15 protein-coding genes and 2 pseudogenes are annotated in these 19,265 nt (G+C 72.4%); 10 read left to right on the forward strand and 7 right to left on the reverse strand.

All coding sequences use genetic code 11. The features are described from left to right. Window positions 1-34: 34 nt before the first annotated feature. A pseudogene (locus ABZ385_RS21930) lies at window positions 35-391 on the forward strand (metalloregulator ArsR/SmtB family transcription factor); the annotation flags it as partial. Here the strand turns inward: ABZ385_RS21930 and pstS are convergent. Further along, window positions 358-1,404 (reverse strand): phosphate ABC transporter substrate-binding protein PstS, encoded by a 1,047-nt coding sequence (gene pstS / locus ABZ385_RS21935; RefSeq protein WP_358912724.1) that lies wholly within the window; start codon window positions 1,402-1,404, stop codon window positions 358-360. The pseudogene ABZ385_RS21930 and the gene pstS sit on opposite strands and share 34 nt — an antisense overlap. Window positions 1,405-1,667: 263 nt before the next feature. On the opposite strand from pstS, the gene argG reads away from it, so the two are divergent. The 3 genes from argG (at window position 1,668) to ABZ385_RS21950 (ending at window position 5,012) form a co-directional block, all read left to right on the forward strand. Beyond that, on the forward strand, window positions 1,668-3,116 hold the full coding sequence (gene argG, locus ABZ385_RS21940) for an argininosuccinate synthase (RefSeq protein WP_358578590.1): 1,449 nt from the start codon (window positions 1,668-1,670) through the stop codon (window positions 3,114-3,116). 163 nt (window positions 3,117-3,279) lie between these two features. Then, window positions 3,280-4,272 carry a helix-turn-helix domain-containing protein gene (locus ABZ385_RS21945; RefSeq protein ID WP_358698699.1) on the forward strand — a complete coding sequence of 331 codons (993 nt, stop codon included), beginning with the start codon at window positions 3,280-3,282 and terminating at the stop codon, window positions 4,270-4,272. A 110-nt stretch (window positions 4,273-4,382) separates the two neighbouring features. After that, complete coding sequence (locus ABZ385_RS21950; protein WP_358912726.1) at window positions 4,383-5,012, forward strand: isochorismatase family protein; 630 nt, start codon at window positions 4,383-4,385, stop codon at window positions 5,010-5,012. An 83-nt stretch (window positions 5,013-5,095) separates the two neighbouring features. Here the strand turns inward: ABZ385_RS21950 and ABZ385_RS21955 are convergent, their stop codons facing one another. Further along, window positions 5,096-6,316, reverse strand: coding sequence for an acyl-CoA dehydrogenase family protein (locus tag ABZ385_RS21955; protein WP_358578595.1), 1,221 nt, complete (start codon window positions 6,314-6,316; stop codon window positions 5,096-5,098). 143 nt (window positions 6,317-6,459) lie between these two features. Here ABZ385_RS21955 and ABZ385_RS21960 point away from each other — a divergent pair, with 143 nt between their 5' ends. Together ABZ385_RS21960 and ABZ385_RS21965 are read left to right on the forward strand one after the other, a co-directional pair. Then, complete coding sequence (locus tag ABZ385_RS21960) at window positions 6,460-7,401, forward strand: alpha/beta hydrolase (protein ID WP_358912728.1); 942 nt, start codon at window positions 6,460-6,462, stop codon at window positions 7,399-7,401. 56 nt (window positions 7,402-7,457) lie between these two features. Continuing rightward, window positions 7,458-8,114 (forward strand): TetR/AcrR family transcriptional regulator, encoded by a 657-nt coding sequence (locus tag ABZ385_RS21965; RefSeq protein ID WP_358912730.1) that lies wholly within the window; start codon window positions 7,458-7,460, stop codon window positions 8,112-8,114. Window positions 8,115-8,255: 141 nt separating this feature from the next. On the opposite strand, the gene ABZ385_RS21970 is transcribed toward ABZ385_RS21965, so the two are convergent. The 4 genes and pseudogenes from ABZ385_RS21970 to ABZ385_RS21985 form a co-directional block, all read right to left on the reverse strand. Beyond that, entirely contained in the window at window positions 8,256-8,759 is a 504-nt protein-coding gene (locus ABZ385_RS21970; RefSeq protein ID WP_358912732.1) for a nucleoside deaminase, read from the reverse strand. A 194-nt stretch (window positions 8,760-8,953) separates the two neighbouring features. Further along, the gene (locus ABZ385_RS21975; protein WP_358912734.1) at window positions 8,954-9,934 is read right to left on the reverse strand and encodes a LysR family transcriptional regulator; all 981 of its coding nucleotides are present in this window, start codon (window positions 9,932-9,934) and stop codon (window positions 8,954-8,956) included. Window positions 9,935-10,024: 90 nt separating this feature from the next. Next, a pseudogene (locus ABZ385_RS21980) lies at window positions 10,025-11,422 on the reverse strand (alpha-amylase family protein); the annotation flags it as partial. 195 nt (window positions 11,423-11,617) lie between these two features. Beyond that, entirely contained in the window at window positions 11,618-12,127 is a 510-nt protein-coding gene (locus ABZ385_RS21985) for a CGNR zinc finger domain-containing protein (RefSeq protein WP_358912736.1), read from the reverse strand. 133 nt (window positions 12,128-12,260) lie between these two features. Here ABZ385_RS21985 and ABZ385_RS21990 point away from each other — a divergent pair, with 133 nt between their 5' ends. The 3 genes from ABZ385_RS21990 to ABZ385_RS22000 all read left to right on the forward strand — a co-directional run bounded on the left by ABZ385_RS21990 (window position 12,261) and on the right by ABZ385_RS22000 (window position 15,586). Beyond that, entirely contained in the window at window positions 12,261-12,710 is a 450-nt protein-coding gene (locus tag ABZ385_RS21990) for a GNAT family N-acetyltransferase (RefSeq protein WP_358912738.1), read from the forward strand. A 158-nt stretch (window positions 12,711-12,868) separates the two neighbouring features. Then, window positions 12,869-13,966 carry a M20 family metallopeptidase gene (locus ABZ385_RS21995; protein ID WP_358912769.1) on the forward strand — a complete coding sequence of 366 codons (1,098 nt, stop codon included), beginning with the start codon at window positions 12,869-12,871 and terminating at the stop codon, window positions 13,964-13,966. 330 nt (window positions 13,967-14,296) lie between these two features. Beyond that, complete coding sequence (locus ABZ385_RS22000) at window positions 14,297-15,586, forward strand: GDSL-type esterase/lipase family protein (RefSeq protein ID WP_358912740.1); 1,290 nt, start codon at window positions 14,297-14,299, stop codon at window positions 15,584-15,586. On the opposite strand, the gene ABZ385_RS22005 is transcribed toward ABZ385_RS22000, so the two are convergent. Next, window positions 15,570-16,580: an RICIN domain-containing protein gene (locus tag ABZ385_RS22005; RefSeq protein ID WP_358912742.1), complete on the reverse strand. Its 1,011-nt coding sequence runs from the start codon at window positions 16,578-16,580 to the stop codon at window positions 15,570-15,572. The genes ABZ385_RS22000 and ABZ385_RS22005 overlap by 17 nt on opposite strands. A 271-nt stretch (window positions 16,581-16,851) precedes the next feature. On the opposite strand from ABZ385_RS22005, the gene ABZ385_RS22010 reads away from it, so the two are divergent. Beyond that, entirely contained in the window at window positions 16,852-19,248 is a 2,397-nt protein-coding gene (locus ABZ385_RS22010) for a VCBS repeat-containing protein (RefSeq protein WP_358912744.1), read from the forward strand. The last annotated feature ends 17 nt before the right edge of the window (window positions 19,249-19,265 follow it).

Raw genomic sequence — 19,265 nt, forward strand, 5'->3', positions numbered from 1 at the left:
GCAGGCCCCGGACCCTGGGCGGCCTGCGTACCCGCACCCGCACCCGCCGAGCGAGGAGCAATTCGCCCTCGCCGCCGACCTGTTGGCCCTGCTCGCCGACCGCACCCGCCTGGCGCTGCTCCGCCGGTTGAGCGAGGGCGAGGCCGACGTGACCACGTTGACCGAGGTCTGCGGCGCCGCGCGGCCCGCCGTCAGCCAGCATCTGGCGAAGCTCCGCCTCGCCGGTCTCGTCGGCGCGCGCAAGGAGGGCCGCCGTGTCGTCTACGCCCTCCACGACGGCCGGCTGCGGCGGATCGTCGACGAGGCACTGGATCTCGCCACGCACCAGCGCCCGGACGGCTCATCGTCGGCGCCCGCTCAGGACAGCGTGCGGACCACCTCGCGGACCTGACCCGCGACGGAGCGGGGCAGTGGCGCGTAGTGCAGCCGGGACAGCGGCTTCTGGCCCGCCGCGCTCGCGGTGTAGCCGAGGAACGACCTGAGGGCGGGAAGGGTCTCCTTCCGGTTTCCCCTGTCGCACACGATCTCGTAGGTGACCTGGACGATCGGATAGGCGCCGGGCGTCGCGGCGCCGTAGCGGAACTTCAGCGTCATGTCCTTGCCCTCGCCCGCGACCCTGGCCGCCGCGATTCCGGCCGACGCCGTCGTGGGCGTCGGTTCGACGGGGGCGGGCGCGCCGGTGTCGATCCTGACGGTCTTGATGTCCCTGGCCCGCGCGAAGGACAGCTCGAAGTAGCCGATCGCGCCGAAGCCGGAGGTGACCTCGGAGGCGATCCCGCCCGAACCGCTCGCGGACGCGCCGGCCCCGCCCTGCCAGGCCTTGCCCACCGGGTGCCGCCAGACGTCGGGGGCGGCGCCCGCGAGGTAGGCCTGGAAGTTCGCCGTGGTCCCCGAGTCGTCGGAGCGGTGGACGGGGCGGATCGGCAGGGAGGGCAGTTCGACGCCCTGGTTGAGGCGCTGGATCCGCGGATCGCCCCAGGAGGTGATGCGCCGGTCGAAGATCTTGGCGAGCGTCGGGGCGTCCAGGACCAGGCGGTCGACGCCCGGAAGGTCGTAGCCGATCGCGATGGGCCCGCCGACCATGGGCAGGTCGATGGCGCGACCGCCCCGGCAGGCGCCCTTGGACCGTTCGATCTCGTCGGCCTTCAGGGGGCTGTCGGAGCCGCCGAAGGCGGTGGCGCCGCGCAGGAACTGGGCGCTGCCCGCTCCCGAGCCGATCGGGTTGTAGGCGAACCGCACACCGGGGCAGGCGCGCTGGTACTCCGTGATCCAGTGCTTCATCGCGCTCTGCTGGGCGCTCGAACCGGTCCCCGGGACCCTCCCTGCCCGCGCGCACTCGATGCCGGCGACGGCCGCGGGAGCGGCGGACGCGTGAGCGGCGGCGTCCCCCTCCCCCGGCCCCATGAGGCCGCACCCCGCGAGGCCGCATCCCGCGAATGCCAGCGCCACCGCGACCACCAGCGGGCCCGTGAAGAGCGTTCTGCCGCCTCGATACGTACGTCTCGGACGTGGGCGTCGCAACGTGGTCCCCTCGGCTCGATCGCGATCGGGACTCAGATGGTCGCCGGTCGAGGACGACGGCGGGTGACGGCAGGGCGAACATCGGGCGACGGCCGGGTGCGCCGGAGACGTTTGCATGGCCATGCGTTCTGATGCATACTCTTGCCATGTCCAAGGTCCTCACCTCCCTCCCCACCGGCGAGCGTGTCGGCATCGCCTTCTCCGGCGGCCTCGACACCTCCGTAGCCGTCGCCTGGATGCGCGACAAGGGCGCCGTCCCGTGCACGTACACCGCCGACATCGGCCAGTACGACGAGCCCGACATCGCGTCCGTGCCCGGCCGAGCCTCCGCGTACGGCGCCGAGATCACCCGACTCGTCGACTGCCGTGCCGCGCTGGTCGAGGAAGGCCTTGCGGCGCTGGCCTGCGGTGCGTTCCACATCAAGTCCGGTGGGCGCCCCTACTTCAACACCACGCCCCTGGGGCGCGCCGTGACCGGCACGCTCCTGGTGCGGGCCATGCTGGAAGACGGCGTGCAGATCTGGGGCGACGGCTCCACGTTCAAGGGCAACGACATCGAGCGGTTCTACCGCTACGGCCTGCTCGCCAACCCGCACCTGCGGATCTACAAGCCCTGGCTGGACGCGGACTTCGTGACGGAGCTCGGCGGCCGCAAGGAGATGTCCGAGTGGCTGGTCGCGCACGGCCTGCCCTACCGGGACTCCACGGAGAAGGCGTACTCCACGGACGCCAACATCTGGGGCGCCACCCACGAGGCGAAGACCCTGGAGCACCTCGACACCGGCATCGAGACCGTCGACCCCATCATGGGCGTGCGGTTCTGGGACCCGTCGGTGGAGATCGGCACCGAGGACGTCACGGTCGCCTTCGACCAGGGCCGCCCGGTCGCCATCAACGGCAAGGAGTTCGCCACCCCGGTCGACCTGGTCATGGAGGCCAACGCGATCGGCGGCCGCCACGGGCTCGGCATGTCCGACCAGATCGAGAACCGGATCATCGAGGCCAAGAGCCGGGGCATCTACGAGGCGCCCGGCATGGCGCTCCTCCACATCGTCTACGAGCGGCTCGTCAACGCGATCCACAACGAGGACACGATCGCGGCCTACCACAACGAGGGCAGGCGCCTCGGCCGTCTCCTCTACGAGGGCCGCTGGCTCGACCCGCAGGCGCTGATGGTGCGCGAGTCGCTGCAGCGGTGGGTCGGCGCGGCGATCACCGGTGAGGTGACCCTGCGGCTGCGGCGCGGCGAGGACTACTCGGTCCTCGACACGCGGGGCCCGACGCTCAGCTACCACCCGGACAAGCTCTCGATGGAGCGGACCGAGGACTCGGCGTTCGGCCCGGTGGACCGGATCGGCCAGCTCACCATGCGCAACCTCGACATCGCGGATTCGCGCTCCCGGCTGGAGCAGTACGTCGGTCTCGGCCTGGTCGGCACCGCCCACCCGACGCCGATCGGTGCCGCGCAGGCGGCCTCGACGGGCCTGATCGGGGCCATGGACGCGGGTGGCGCCCAGGCGATCGCCTCGCGGGGCGAGACGACGGACGAGGAGACGATGCTGGACCGTGCCGCGATGGAGGCGGGCACGGACTGAGCGCACCGCGAGCACTCCCGACCTGCGGGCCCGGCGGATTCCTTCCGCCGGGCCCGCTGTCATGTGCCCCGACCGCCGCCGCGCGCGCCGCCGTGGACCGCGTGTCCGGATGTGACAGGGAATCGTCATTGCGGCCCTCGGCGGTGGCCGTGAGGATAGCCGCATGCCCCTCTCGCACCGCGTCGTCATCGCGGTCTTCCCCGACGTCGATCTCCTCGACGTGACCGGTCCCGCCGAGGTCTTCGCGCTGGCCAACCGGGTCACACGCGGCCGCGCCGGTTACGAGGTCCACCTGGCGGGGCCGGTCGTCGGCGCGGTCCGCACCTCGGCGGGCGTGCGGCTGCTCACGGACGTGTCCTTCGACGGGACCGATGGCCGGGTGGACACCCTGCTGGTGCCCGGCGCGGTGGACATGACCGAGGACGGCCCGGTCGCCCGCATCGACGCTCAGGTCGTGCGGTGGCTGGAGGAGACCGCGCCCGCGGCCCGCAGGGTGGCGTCGGTGTGTGTCGGCGCTCATCTGCTGGCCGCGGCCGGGCTCCTCGACGGGAAGACCGCGACCACGCACTGGTCGACCGCCGCCCAGCTCGCCGCCGACCATCCCGCCGTCACGGTCGACCCGGACCCCATCTTCGTCCGCGCGGACCGCGGGCGGCTGTGGACCGGTGCCGGGATCAGCGCCTGCCTGGATCTGGCGCTGGCCCTGGTGGCCGAGGACCAGGGCGAGGACGTCGCCCTGGCGGTGGCCCGGCAGCTGGTGATGTACCTCAGGCGCCAGGGCGGGCAGAGCCAGTTCTCGGTGCCGCTCAGCCGGCCCGTCTCCGACCGGCGCGACATCGACGAGCTGCGGCTGTGGATCGCCGAGCACCTCTGCGAGGACCTTTCGGCGGCGGCGCTCGCGGCCCGGATGTGCCTCAGCGAGCGGCACTTCGCGCGGGTGTTCAAGCAGGAGACGGGCACGAGCCCGGCCGACTACGTCGAGGCGGCCCGGGTGGAGACGGCCCGCCGACTCCTGGAGAGCACCGACTGCCCCCTGGAGAAGGTCGCCTCCGCCGCCGGGCTCGGCTCGGTCGAAACCCTGCACCGCGCCTTCCGACGGCAGCTCGCCAGTACGCCGGCCGCCTACCGCCGCCGCTTCCGCACCACCGCCCTCTGATCCTTCTCCGTCCCGTCGGAGCCCCGCCGAAGTCCTCGGCGGCCGCCCGGCACTCCCCGGCACGCGGCCGGCCGTAGGCCCCGCCCTGCCCTTTTCCCGAAAGGCACCCCATGAGCACCCACCCGCACTCCGCCTCCACCACCCTGCGCGACGTGATCGGCCTGGACGGCCGGCCGGCCCGGCTGAGCGAGTCCGCCCTGATCCTGATCGACTTCCAGAACACCTACCGCACGGGCGTCATGGCGCTGGAGGGCGCCGAAGCGGCCCTCGCGGCGGGCGCCAGGCTGCTGGAGCGGGCCCGCGCGGCGGGCGTCCCGGTCGTCCATGTCGTCAACGACGGCGGTGCGGGCACCCCGTACGACATCCGCGCCCACATCGGCGCCATCAGCGACGAGGTCGCCCCGGTGGCCGGCGAGCCGGTCGTGGTCAAGGAGTTCCCCGACTCCTTCCACGCCACCGAGCTGGAGAAGACACTCGCCGGCCTCGGCTTCGCCCCGGGCGGCGGCGGGGACCTGGTCCTCGCCGGGTTCATGACGCACATGTGCGTCAACTACACGGCGCAGGGCGCCTTCAAGCTGGGGTACCGGCCCACCGTGGTCGCGGAGGCGACGGCCACCCGTGCCCTCGCCGCCCCGGACGGCACGGTTCTGACGGCCGACGCGCTCCAGAGGGCCGCCCTGACGACCCTCACCGATCTGTTCGCCACCGTCGTCCCGACCGTCGACGCCCTCCCCGCCTGACCTGCCGCACCCGCCCGGGCCGCCGGGCGAAACGCCCCGTCAGGTGCCCGCGCGGGCGGTGGCCCCGCCGTCGCGGGACACGCTCACGGGGCGTTCCGCTCGGTCTCGCGGCGGCGCAGCTCCCGCAGCGCGATGGTGCGCTTGTGCACCTCGTCGGGGCCGTCGGCCAGGCGCAGGGTGCGCAGATGGGCGTACATGCTCGCGAGCGGGAAGTCGTCGCTGACGCCGGCGCCGCCGTGGACCTGGATCGCCCGGTCGACGACCTTGAGGGCCACCGCGGGCGCGGCGACCTTGATGGCGGCGATCTCCGTGCGGGCCTGTTTGTTGCCGACGGTGTCCATGAGGTGCGCGGCCTTGAGGGTGAGCAGCCGCGCCATGTCGATCTCGACGCGGGACTCGGCGATCCAGTCCTGGATGTTGGCCCGGTCGGCCAGGGGCACGCCGAACGTCGTACGGGACCGGGCGCGGTCGATCATCAGGTCGAGGGCGCGTTCGGCCATGCCGATGGAGCGCATGCAGTGGTGGATGCGGCCGGGGCCGAGCCGGGCCTGGCTGATCATGAAGCCGTCGCCCTCGCCGGCCAGCAGGGCGGTGCGCGGGACGCGGACGTCCTCGAAGAGCACCTCGGCGTGGCCCTCGCGGTCCTGGTAGCCGAAGACGGGCAGGCCGCGCAGGACCGTGACGCCCGGGGTGTCGAGGGGGACGACCATCATGCTCTGCTGCCGGTGGCTCGGCCCCTGCGGGTCGGTCTTGCCCATCACGATGAGCACCCGGCAGTTCTTGTGCAGGGCGTTGGACGTCCACCACTTGCGGCCGTTGAGGACGTAGTCGTCGCCGTCGCGCACCATCCGCGTCTCGATGTTGCGGGCGTCGGAGCTGGCGACGGCCGGTTCGGTCATCGCGAACGCGGAGGCGATCTCCCCGGCGAGGAGCGGCTTCAGCCACTTCTCCTTGTGCTCGTCGGTGCCGAAGAGGGTGAGGACCTCCATGTTGCCGGTGTCCGGGGCGTTGCAGTTGGTGGCCTCGGGGGCGAGGTGCGCGCTGCGGCCCATGATCTCGGCGAGCGGCGCGTACTCCAGGTTGGTCAGGCCGGGACCCCATTGGGGGTGGGGATGGAAGAGGTTCCACAGGCCGCGCTTCTTGGCCTCGGCCTTGAGGTCCTCCAGCACCGGCGGCTGGTGGTGGGGGTCGCCGGATTCGGCCAGCTGCCTCTCGTACACCGCCTCGGCCGGATAGACGCGCTCGTCCATGAAGGCGAGCAGCTTCTCCTGGTACTCCTTGGCCCTGTCGCTCACGTCGAACACGGGTCCTCCCACGGTCGTCTCGCCTCGGCGCCGTCACCGTATTTGAATCCGTATTCAGGTTCAAGGGTCACCTCCCGGCCCCCGGCGGTATGTTTGAATCCAACGTCAAGTTCGATGTGCCCCGATGACAGGAGTGCTGCCTGATGACGACGCATGTGCCTGTCGGCGAGTGGGAGCGCGTCGCGACGCGCCGGGTCGCCTCGGGCGGCATCACGCTGCGGGTCTTCGACCACGGCGAGGCGCGGCCGGGCAGGCCGCCGGTGGTGCTGTGCCACGGCTTCCCGGAGCTGGCGTTCTCCTGGCGGCACCAGCTGTTCGCGCTGGCGGAAGCGGGGCATCGGGTCCTGGTGCCCGACATGCGGGGCTACGGCGGCAGTTCGCGCCCCGCCGACGTCGACGCGTACGACATCCTGACGCTCTGCTCGGACCTGACCGCCATTCTCGACGACGCGGGCGCGGACGACGCGGTGTTCGTGGGGCACGACTGGGGTGCGAACGTGGTGTGGAACATGGCCCTGGTGCATCCCGAGCGGGTGCGGGCGGTGGCCGGGATGAGCGTGCCGGTGACGCCGCGGGCCCCTGCCCCTCCCCTGCCGATCCTGCGCTCGCGGCTCGGGGACGACTTCTACATGGTGTGGTTCCAGGAGCCGGGTGTCGCGGACCGGGCGCTGAGCCGCAATGTGCGCAGGACTCTCGTCACGCGGGAGATCTACTCCGCCGCGTGGGCCGCTCGGCCGGATGAGCAGTTGCCTCCCCCGTCGTGGCTCGGTGAGGAGGAACTCGCCTACTACGTCGCCACGTTCGAGGAGACGGGTTTCACCGGCGGCCTCAACTACTACCGCAATCTGGACCGCAACTGGGCGCTCACCGAGCACCTGGACGGCCGCGTGATCGAGCAGCCCTCGCTGTTCGTCACCGGGTCCAAGGATCCCGTCGCCCGCTTCATGCCCGCCGACGGCCTCGACCGGATGCTCACCGACCCGCGCGGGCACGTCGTGCTCGACGGCGCGGGCCACTGGATCCAGCAGGAGCGGCCCGCCGAGGTGAACGCCGCTCTCCTGGAATTCCTCGCCGTGGTCGGCTGATAGCATCCGCTGCGCCGGTTACGCACAGGTTCGCAGACGACAGTGAATGGATCGCAGTGGCTGCCCAGGCCCCGGCCGCGGACAGCGGCCAGAAGCAACCGATCACGCCCCGCAGCGCACGCGGTGTCAGGACCCGCAACGCGTTGATCGCCGCCGCCCGCGAAGTCTTCGAACGCGACGGGTACCTGGACGCCCGCATCACGGACATCACCAAGGCGGCGCAGGTCGCCTCCGGGTCGTTCTACACGTACTTCAACAGCAAGGAAGAGATCTTCCAGGCGCTCGTCGAGCAGGTGCAGGAGGAGATGCTGCACCCGCAGCTGCGCGAACGCACCGGCATCACCGACACCCGCGATCTCATCGACGCCGCCAACCGCGAGTACTTGCGGGCGTACAAGAAGAACGCGCGCCTGATGGCGCTGTTCGAGCAAGTGGCGCAGGTGGACGAGCAGTTCATGGCGCTGCGCATGGAGCGCGGCAACGCCTTCGTGCGACGCAACGCCAAGCTGATCCGCACCCTCCAGGAGAACGGCGAGGCCGACCGGAGCCTCGACCCGCTGGTGACCGCGCACGCCCTGTCGGTGATGGTGAGCCGCATGGCGTACACGGTGTTCGTACTGGGCCAGCGCATCCCGTACGAGCGGCTGGTCACGACGCTGAACAAGATCTGGGAGAACGGACTGCGGCTCACGGACCCCGAACCACGGCCCTGACCCCCGCGCGGTCACCGACCGGCCCCCACGCGAGGGCGGCGCACGGCGGATCCCGGTCCCAGGGCCGGGGCGCTTGTCCCCGGCTGTGCCGGAACCGGGTGGGCGGTCTGTACCGGAACCGGGTGGGCGGTCGCCGGCCCGTCAGTAGTCGACGCGGTCGGTCTTGGCCAGCCATGCGTCGAAGGGCGCCGTGCGGTTCGCCACGTCCAGCCGCTCGACCGGCATCGGCCACATCGAGGCGGGCTTCTTCTCGAACAGGTCGTAGAACTTCCGGTCGTCGAACCCGGCCACCGCGGCGTCGTCCCGGTCGGCGGCGAAGACGATCCGGTCGACCCGCGCCCACAGCGCCGACGACAGGCACATCGGGCACGGCTCGCACGAGGTGACCAGGACGCAGCCCTCCAGCGCGAAGGTGTCCAGCTTCTTGCAGGCGGCGCGCATCGCGCTCACCTCGGCGTGCGCCGTCGGGTCCAGGGAGGCGGTCACCTGGTTGTTCCCCGTGGCGACGACCTCGCCGCCCCTGGCGACCAGGGCGCCGAACGGCCCGCCGCCGTTCTTGACACTGTCCGTGGCGAGCTTGATCGCCACGTCCATCCAGGCCTTCTCGATCTCCTGGACGGTCGCTTCCTGGGCGTACGCGGTCATGGTGACTCCCTCTTTCGGTGGGGGTGCGGGCGCTACGCGCCGGGGACGCCTCATCCATCGCAACTTGTTGAGCAGTACACAGCCCGGTGGCCGAAACCAGCTAGGCGTGGAAGACCTGAAAGGACCTGTCGGCCTCTCGTAGGTTTCTCCGAAAACCGGCCGGGACCTGCGGCAATGGCAACGAGACGCTCCCCTCAGTCGCAATCCTGTGAGGACGCCAGCAGATGGTCGCGTACGAGGGCGACGTGCGGGTTGTCCGAGGAGCCGGGACGCTGCACGAGGAAGCCCGTGTTGATCGGCGGGTCCTCCGGGTCGTTCAGCAGCACGAGGTCCCCCGAGGCCAGCTCGTCGCGGCACAGATAGCGGGGCAGCACACTGAAGCCGGCGCCGCCGAGCACGGCCGCCTTGACCGCGCGCAGGTCGGGCATGGTGACGGCGGGCTCACAGACCAGGCGCTTGCCGAAGACGTGCCGCCAGTAGCGGCGGACGATGGGCACGTCCTCCGCGTACGCGATCAGGGGCACCCCGCGCAGGGCCGCCGGGCCCTGGCCGGCGATCGCCTCGGCGCCCCCGGTCCGCTGCGCCCAGGCACCCGCCGTGACGAGCACGAACTCCTCGTCGGCGAGGGGTACGGCGGTCAGGTTCCGGCCGCGGGGGCGGGTGGTGGCGACGACGAGGTCATGGCGGCCCGCGCGCAGCTCGTCCAGGAGGTCGTCGGTGAGCCCCGTGGTGATCCGCAGCCGCACTCCCTTCTCCACGAGGGGGGCGAGGCCGGGCAGCACGCAGTGGGAGAGGAATTCGGCCGGTCCCGCGAGATGGACGGGCTCCGCCGAGCCGTCGACGCCGTGGCCCGCGACCTCCGCGAGGGCGTCCAGGGGCTCGACGATGCGGGCCGCCAGTTCGTCGGCGAACGGGGCGGGGGCGGCGCCCCGGGGCAACCGCTGGAAGAGTTCCCGGTCGAGCTGCCGTTCGAGGGAACGGATCTGGGCGGTGACCGTGGGCTGGGACAGACCGAGGAGGCGGGCGGCGGCGGTGAAGGACCCGGAACGGTACACGGCGAGGAACGTCCGCAGCTGATTGAGGTCAAGCGCCCCCGTCCCGGTCCCCGTCCCCGCCTGCGGCCCCGCCGCCTCGCTCCCGGCCCCTCCCCTGCCCGTGGCCTGTGTCTTTCCCATACGGCCGAGCCTAGGCCCGCCGGACGCCCCGGGTCGCGCCGGGGGCGGCGTCCCGGGGTGGCGGGCGGAGGCGGGCGTGGGTCAGGAGGTGCAGGTTCGTGCGCCCGTGTGCAGGGCGAGTGCCGTGTTGGGGGTGAGCGTGGCCGTGAAGCGGCCGGCGGAGTCGACCGTGACGCGCCTGTTGGACTGGACGTCGCAGTAGTCGCCGGCGGCCAGCGCGGTCTGGAAGGTGCGGTTCAGCGAGGAGCCCTCGTGGTTGATCGCGACGTACGCCTTGTCACCGCGGCCGAAGGCGATCTGGTTGCCGCCGTTGTCCCACCAGTGGATGACGTTCTGGCCGCGCGCGGTGTTGCGGAAGGCCACCATGCCCGCTATCTCGCGCCACGCGTGCTGGCACTTCCAGCCGTCGGAGTAGCAGGCCCGCACGGTGCCGCCGTTGGGCGGTCCGGCGTCGCGGTCGGAGAACTCGTAGCCGGAGTGGACGTCGGGCGAGCCGTAGGGCCAGGCGAGCATGAAGACGTTGGCCAGGGTGTAGTTGGCGCCGTCCTTGTAGCTGAGGGTGTCGCCGCCGCGCTCGGTGTCGTGGTTGTCGACGAAGACGGCGGCCTTGTCGGAGGGCAGGTACCCCCAGCCCTCGCCGTAGTTCTTCAGGTAGGCGAGCTTCTCCGCGTTGAAGACGCGCTTGAGGTCGCGGGCGTACCGGAACTCCTGGACGTCGCCGTTGCCCACGTATTCACCCGGTGAGACCGCCTCGCCGGCGCCGTAGATGGTCTCCTGCTTCCAGTACACGCCCGGGTCGCTCAGCCGTGACTTGATGTCGGCGAGGTCACCGGCCGGCATGTGCTTGGCCGCGTCGACACGGAATCCGTCCACGCCGAGGGAGAGCAGGTCGTTGAGGTAGGCGGCGATCCGGCCGCGCACGTAGCCCTCGCCGGTGTCCAGGTCGGCCAGGTCCACGAGTTCGCAGTTCTGTACGTTGCTGCGGTCGCCGTAGTTGGTGACGCGCGAGCGGCAGTCGTCCATGTCGGCGCCCGAGTAGGTGCCGGGGTAGTCGTACTTCGTGTACGAGGAGCCGCCCGTGCCGGTGCCCGAGCCGGCCGCCATGTGGTTGATCACCGCGTCCGCCACCACCTTGACGCCGGAGCCGTGGCAGGTGTCGACCATGTTCTTGAAAGCCGCCCGGTCACCGAGCCGACCGGCGATCTTGTAGCTGACCGGTTGGTACGAGGTCCACCACTGACCGCCCTGGATGTGCTCCTGGGGCGGTGAGACCTGGACGAATCCGTAACCGGCGGGGCCGAGTTGGTTCCTGCACGCCTCGGCGACCGAGTCGAAGCGCCACTCGAAGAGGACGGCGGTGACGTCCTTGCCGCCGGGCGGGGTCGCCCCGGCCTCGGGGGGCGCCGCGAGGAGGCTTCCGAGGACCCCGGCCGCGAGGGCGAGGGCGACGGCGACAGGTCTGCGGGTCGGGTGCGTCGGGCCATTCATGGGGGCCTCCAGGAAGCGCGGGGGCGGGCAGGGATGTGGGGGCGCGGGGGCGTCGCCGAGTCATCGGCAGGATCTTGCAGGTTTAATCTGCAAGAACTTGCGATCGGGACCGTAAGCGCCCCGGCAGGTCCGGTCAACCCTTCGCGCACGACCCATCGCACCGCGCAGGCCGCCCGGGAGCGGCCAGGCGCCGCGTCAGGCCCTGGCCCGGGCGCGGTGCCGGCGTACCGCGTCACGGTTGGCGCATGGGTGGGAGCAGTAGCGCTGCCGCCCGGTGCGGGAGGTGTCCGCGAAGATCGTGGCGCATTCGCCGACCTCGCACCGCCGCAGCCGGTGCATTCCGCGCCCGGCCAGATGCAGGGCGGTGCCGACGGACAGCAGGGAGCCGAGGGGGAGTTCGTCGTCGCGGTAGTGCAGGTGCCAGCCGCCGCCCGCGTGATCGGTCAGCCGGGGGTGGGCGCAGGACGCGGCGAGCATGCGGTTGACCGCCTGCGCCCGCTCCCGCTCGTCGGTGGCGTCGACGACTTCCTCCCACGCGTCCAAGGCGGCCCCGAGGGCGACCAATTCCTGTGCCGTGGCGGGGACTTCCAGGACCAGTCCGGCCGCGCGGCAGCGCTCCGTCAGGTCCGCGGCGTCGACCGGACGCCGGTTGGCCAGGTCCGCCGCCAGGTTCACGGCATCGGCGCCGTAAGGGTTGAGATGCATAAGACCATTACATCAGGGTGATCACATGAGCCACCCCGAGAAACACCCCACGTCTCCCCGACCCGCGACCCACACTCCCGCTCCCGCTCCCGTACACCCGATCAGCAGTCCGGGCCCTGGGGTGCGGCGGGCCGTGAAAGAGGATCTGCCGGAACTCGTGCGTCTGCGCGCGTCGTTGTTCGAGGGCCTCGGCGGGGAGTACTTCAACCCCGCGTCGGCGGGCGACGACTGGCGTCACCGCCTCGCCGAGGTCCTCGGTGACCAGCTCGCCGCCGACTCCGCGCGGATCCTCGTCGTGGACGGCGACGAAGGCCTCGCCGCCTGCGGCATCGGCACCGTCGAGCAGTGGTTTCCCGGCCCGCACAACATCAACGGCCGCGTCGGTCACGTCATCGGCGTGGTCACCGACCCGGCACACCGGCGCCGTGGCCACAGCCGCGCGATCATGCGGGCGCTGCTGGACTGGTTCCGCGAGCGGGAGGCCTCCCGCGTGGACCTGTACGCCTCCCCCGAGGGCGAACCGCTCTACCGCGCCCTGGGCTTCGTCGACCATCCCGACCCCGCGCTGTACTGGCGCCCGTGACCTTCGCACGGGGCGCTCCCCGGGCCCTCGCTTAGCATCACAGGAACGTTCACAGGGAGGAGTCGGGAGTGGCTAGGGATACGCACAGTGGTACGCGCGACGCCGGGGCCGCGGCGGGAGCGGCAGCGGCGGAAGGGGCGGCGGACCAGCTCGCGGCGATGGTCGCGGACCTGCGGGAACTCGTGGAGTGCGAGTCCTTCTCCGCGGACCTGGACGCGCTGGCACGCAGCGCCGATGTCGTGGCGGCGCAGGGCACCCGGCACCTCGGCGTCCCGCCCGAACGCCTCGTCGTCGACGGGGTGACGCATCTGCGGTGGGTGTTCGGCACACCCCGGGTGCTGCTGCTCGGCCATCACGACACCGTGTGGCCGATGGGGTCCTTGGAGACCCATCCCTGGTCGCTGGAGGACGGCATCGCGCGCGGGCCCGGCGTCTTCGACATGAAGACCGGCCTGGTGCAGATGTTCCACGCGCTCGGCTCGCTGCCCTCCCTGGAGGGGGTGTGCGTCCTGGTCACCGGCGACGAGGAGACCGGCTCGGACACCTCGCGGCCGCTCATCGAGGAGATGGCGCGGCAGTGCGCGGCCACCTTCGTACTGGAGGCCTCGGGGGACGGCGGCGCACTGAAGACGGCGCGCAAGGGCACCTCTGCCTACGAGTTGGTGGTCCACGGCAAGGCGGCGCACTCGGGGCTCGAACCGGAGAAGGGTATCAACGCGGCGATCGGGGCCGCCCAGCTCATCCTCGCCATGGAGGGCCTGGCCCGGCAGGCCGACGGCGACGCCCAGGAGGGCTGGCGGACCACGGCGACGCCGACGATGGCGTGGGCCGGGACGACCACCAACACCGTGCCCGCCGAGGCGACGGTCTGTGTGGACGTCCGCGTCCCGAGCCTCGGCGCGCAGGAGCGGGTGGACACCGCGATGCGGGCGCTGGAGATCACCGTGCCGGGAGCACGTCTGGAGGTGCGGGGCGGCCCCAACAGGCCTCCTCTGGAGGAATCCTCGTCCGCCCACCTCTTCGAGCGGGCGTGCGCGGTCGCCCGGCGCCTGGGCCTCCCCCCGCTGCGGTCGGTCGCGGTCGGCGGAGCGTCCGACGGCAACTTCACGGGCGGGATCGGCTGTCCGACGCTGGACGGACTTGGCGCGGTGGGCGGCGGGGCGCACGCCGATCACGAGCATGTGGTCGTCGCCGAGATGGTCCCCCGGGCCCGACTGCTGGCCGGCCTCGTCGAGGCGATCGTCCGGGACGCGTAGGTCTCGCGGGGCGCGCATGTGCGGGGCGGCGCGCATGTGCCGGGCGGTGCGCACGAGCCCCGTCGCGCACGAGCCAGGCGGCGCGCAAGTGCCGGGCGGCGCGCAAGTGCCGGGCGGCACGCAAATCCGCCGGGCAGTGCGGATGTGCCGGGCGGTGGAGGCGTACCGGGGAGCGGCGGCGGACATCCCGTGCCCGGCACAAGCACCCGCCGCCCCGTGCCCTGCGCGGGCGCCCGCCGCCCCGTGCTCGGATCGAGCACCCGGCACCGCGCACCCGGCACCGCACCAAAAGCGTGTGCGCTCCACGTATCCGCTGGGCAGGCTGAGCCCATGAACTCTCGGCACGACCCCGACCCCAACCCCGACCGCGCCGCCGGCCCCGGCTCCCGTACCACTCCCCCGGACCCGGAGTGGATCACGACGCCGATCACCACGTCCCTCGCCGCCGATCTCCTGCGCGGCGCGCTCGACGTGGAGGGCACCGAGCACGGAGTGCTGCCGCACCGGCTGCCCGCCCAGGCCCGTGCCCAGTGTGCCGACGGGCAGTTGGCCATGGCCGAGTCCCAGCCCTCCGGCGTACGGCTGGTGTTCCGCACGCGGGCGACCGCCGTCGAACTCGACACGCTCCGCACCAAGATGGCCTACCGGGGCGCGCCGCCCCGTCCGGACGGCGTGTACGACCTGCTGGTCGACGGCGTCCTCGCCGGTCAGGCCAGTACGACGGGCGGCAACGTCCTGACGCAGGACATGACCACCGGGGCGGCGAAGACCGAGCCCGGGCCGGTCGGCACCGTCCGCTTCCAGGGGTTGCCGGACCGGGTCAAGGACGTGGAGATCTGGCTGCCGTACAACGAGGTCACCCAGCTGGTCGCGCTGCGCACCGACGCCCCCGTCGAGGCGGCCCCGCGAAGCGGCCGCGAGGTGTGGCTGCACCACGGCAGTTCGATCAGCCACGGCTCCAGCGCGGCGAGCCCCACCACGACCTGGCCCGCGCTGGCCGCCTCCCTCGGCGGCGTGGAGCTGATCAATGTCGGCCTGGCCGGGAGCGCCCTGCTCGACCCGTTCACCGCACGCGCCCTGCGCGACACTCCCGCCGACCTGATCAGCGTCAAGATCGGCATCAACCTCGTCAATCTGGACCTGATGCGCCTGCGGGCCTTCGGGCCGGCGGTGCACGGCTTCCTCGACACGATCCGCGAGGGCCACCCCACCGCTCCGCTGCTGGTCGTGTCGCCGCTGCTGTGCCCGATCCACGAGGACACGCCGGGACCGGGCGCGCCGGACTTGAGCGGGCTCGGCGAGGGGCGGTTCCAGTTCCAGGCGATGGGTGATCCGGCGGAGGTGCCCGGCGGGAAGCTGACGCTCACCGTGATCCGGGACGAACTGGCGCGCATCGTGAAGCAGCGCGCCGGCGACGACCCGAACCTCCACCACCTCGACGGCCGTGAGCTGTACGGCCCGGCGGACTTCGAGGAGTTGCCGCTGCCCGACCAGCTCCATCCCGACGCCGCGACCCATCGCCGCATCGGCGAACGCTTCGCGTCCCTGGTCTTCGGCCCGGGCGGCGCGTTCACCCGGGCGACCGCCGGTCGGCCGTCAGGTGTCATTCGGAGTCGATGAAGAACACCTGGTCGGTGCGGTCGGTGCAGGGTTCCTGCTTGGCCGCGGCGCCCTCCGCCGTGGACTTGTCCGTGATGCCCACGCAGAACTTCCGGTCGGGGGTGAAGAGCGTATAGATCCGGAAGGTGTTGGGCACGGGCGTCTCGACCGCCTCGATGTAGAACGAGTTGGCCCCCGCGCAGTCGCTCGTCGTCTCCAGCAGGTCGGGCACCGAGCTGAAGGGGAACACCATGAGGCAGCGGATGCCCGCCTGGGTGTTGTGCCACTGGAGCTTGTAGAGGCCGTTGCCCTGCGGCACCAGGTACGTGCGCGGGGTCGTCGCCTTCGCGCACGGGCGCTGCACGGCGACCGGGACGCTCAGGATTCCGGCGCGCCCCTCGGTCAGGCACTGGCCGGGCGCGCTGGCCGGGCGGATCTTGATCCAGCCCTCCTGGAGGCCCCGGAACGTCCCCTGCGTGAATTTGGCGCCCGGTTGGTTCTCGCAGGTCCACTGGCGCAGCGGTGTGCCGTCGGTGGTGGCGGAGTCGGTGACCTCAAGGCACTTGCGCGGGCTCGCCGTCGCCGTCTGGATCAGCGCGGAGTCCCCGAGGTCCGCGAAGAAGAAGCTGGTGCCGGGCCGGCCGTCGCAGTCCGTCTGCACGACGGCGGCTCCGTTGTCGGCGCTGGAGTTCTCCACCGCCATGCACTTGCCGCTGAGGGCGCTGATGATGTGCACGGCCCCGCTGTGCGCCGAGGATTCCCGCAAGGACCACAGCGCTCCCTCCCGGCCGGCACAGCGCCGCTGCTTGACGCGTTCACCGGCCGTCTGGGTGGCGACTTCCAGACACATGCCGGTGTGGGTCGCGGCGATGTTGAGCTGCTGGCCGGCGGCGGTGCTCGCGGCCCGGGCCTCTTGGCCGGCGCCCGGCAGCAGGGCCGTGGCCAGTGCCAGGACGAGGACGAGCAGCAGGGTCGGGGTGAGCGCGTACGGGCGGGCTGAACGGGAGCTCAGCATGGGCTTCTCCATCCCTGGGGGATCGAGCCCGCCCGGCGGGCCGAGCGCCTCGGCTCGGCCCGCACGACGCGGGCGTGGCGGCGCCAGATGCTGCCCGTCACCGCTGACGCCCGCCTGACACGGCCGAACCCGGGCGCCGGTCCCCAGCAGGGCGGAAACCCACCCGGGTGCGACGATCTTGGCTGATATACGCTGCGGCTACTCTCCCGGCAGCGAGCCGGGACAGGCGTCGAGCCCGGGGGGGCCTTCTCACATGACCAAGCAGTCCGGCATGCCCACACAGACCGCCACGCAAGCGCAGACCCATGTGCAGGCGCAGACCGATGAGCAGGCGCAGGCCGGTGTGCGGGCGCAGACCCATGTGCAGGCGCAGACCGATGAGCAGGCGCAGGCCGGTGTGCGGGCGCAGACCCATGTGCAGGCGCAGACCCATGTGCGGCCGCGGACTCGCGTCACCGCGCCGTCCCGCGGCGCCCGGCAGTCCCACGCCGCCCTGCGGACCCGCACACTCCGGGGAAGCGCGCTCGCGTCCGTGCTCACCCTCGGTGTCCTCGCGCCGTACGCGCAGGCGGCCACGCCCGCGGCGCTCCCCTCGGTCGCCCCGGTCGGCCTCGGCCCGTGGACCGCGCCCGACGAACTGCCCGGCGTCACCGGCGTCGTCGACCTGAAGTCGACCCGCGACGGGACCCTCGCGGGGCTCTTCGTCCGGGACGGCCGGACCGTGCTGTCGGTGCGGCCCGCGGGCAGCACCACCTGGCAGCCGGCCACGCCCGCCCCGGGCCGCAGCCTCCAGCGCACCGACGACGGTGCCGTCTCCCTGCTGTGGTGGACCGACCCCGAGGACGGCGGGGCCGCCACGCTGAAGATGTCGCGGCTCGCACCGGACGGCACCGCTTTCACGCCCGCCGAGGACGTCACGACCGGCACGGTCGCGCGCGCCGGGGACCGCACCCGTACCCGGGCCACCACACTGGCCTCCAACGCGCGGGGCCAGCAGGCCGTGGCGTGGATGGACGAGGAGCGTCGCCTGACCGTGGTCGAGCGGTCGGGCCCGGACGGCGCCTGGTCGGCCCCCGAGACCCTGGACCGGCTGCCGGACCCGATCGTGGGCGACGACCACGTGTACGCCTACGCGCTGTGGGACCTGCGGGTCGCCGTCGACCCGGCGGGCACGGTCGGGGTGATCTGGGGCGGCAACAGTTTCTACGAGGGCGACGGCGTCGACCCGGATCCGTCCGCGCACAAGTGGCACTACAGGTACCTGGAGAAGCCCGCGGGCGCCGCTGCCGCCTGGGCGGCGCCGCGTGAGCTGCCGCAGCTGGGCGAGAAGCCCCGGCAGGTCACGCTGGCCGCCCATCCGCAGGGCGGCTTCCAGCTGCTCTCGCACGGCGGTTACGCCCGCAAGGCGGCCGGTGCGGCGCAGTGGGGCGAGGCCGTGCAGATCGGCGTCGGGGCACGGCCGTCCGCGCCCGCCGACCTCCTGACGGCCCCGAACGGCGACATCACCGCTGTCGGCATGCGGGGGCCGGGCGAGCCCGCCGTCGCCACCCGGCTCGCCTCCCGCGGCGGTTGGGGCGCGGCGCGCAAGCTCGCCTCGAACGTCGACGGGGACTCGCTGGGCGCGGTCGCCGGCGCGGGCGGCGCGGTCGTGGTCACGTACACGCAGAAGCGGTTCGAACTGGGGCGTGTCCTGCGCGAGGACTTCGTCGCGCAGATCGTGGAGGGCGGCGATCCGTCCAAGCCGCGCACGCTCGGCGCGCAGAGCAAGGACACCGTGAGCACGGGCCGGGCGGCCGTCGACGGCAAGGGGCGGCCGGTGGCCGTGTGGACGCGGACGGCCGGTGCGGGCGGCGCGGCCACGGCGTACACGGCGACGACGGGTACCCGCGGCGCGCCCAAGTGGCACGACTACGCCGACGACTCGCGCGGGGACGTCGTGGGCCTGTCGTTCAGCGACTCGATGAAGTTGTACACCGGGGACACCACCAACCCCACCGACACCTTCTACGCGTCGCCGTGGGACGAGAAGACCCGGGTGGTGCCGTTCGGCGACTTCGACGGCGACCGCTGCAACGACCTGATCGTGCGGCTTCCCGACGGCGAGACCCGGCTGTACACGCCGGCGTGCGGCGGCGGCCTGCCGGCGCCCGACTCCGCGTACAAGCGCCTCGCCCGTGACTGGAGCCGCTACGACACGCTGTTCGCGAGCGGCGACCAGACGGGTGACGGCCGCCCGGACCTGCTGGCCCGCGACAAGGCCACCGGCGACGTGTATCTGTACGCGGCCGACGGCTCGGGGGCCTTCGCACCGCGTGTGAAGGTTCGCGCGGCCTGGACCGGCTACCCGCGGGTCATCGGCGCCGGGGACCTCAACGGCGACGGCCTCGGGGACGTACTCGCCCTCGACAAGTCCGGCGAGCTGTGGCGCTACGACGGCCTGCGCACCGGCAGGCTCAAGGACCGCGTCCAGGTGTTCAAGGACTGGGGCGCCTCGTACAAGGACGTCATCGGCGCGGGTGACGTGAACGGCGACGGCCGGCAGGACCTGCTCGCGCGGGACACCTCGCACCGTCTGTGGCTGAACGCGGGCAAGGGCGACGGCTCCTTCGCCGGCCGGGTCGCGTTCGGCGCGGCGGAGTACTGGAAGACCTGGGCCTCGCTCGCCTGAGCGGCGCGACGCAGCGG

The sequence above is a fragment of the Streptomyces sp. NPDC005898 genome, assembly GCF_040629635.1.
Classification (GTDB): domain Bacteria; phylum Actinomycetota; class Actinomycetes; order Streptomycetales; family Streptomycetaceae; genus Streptomyces.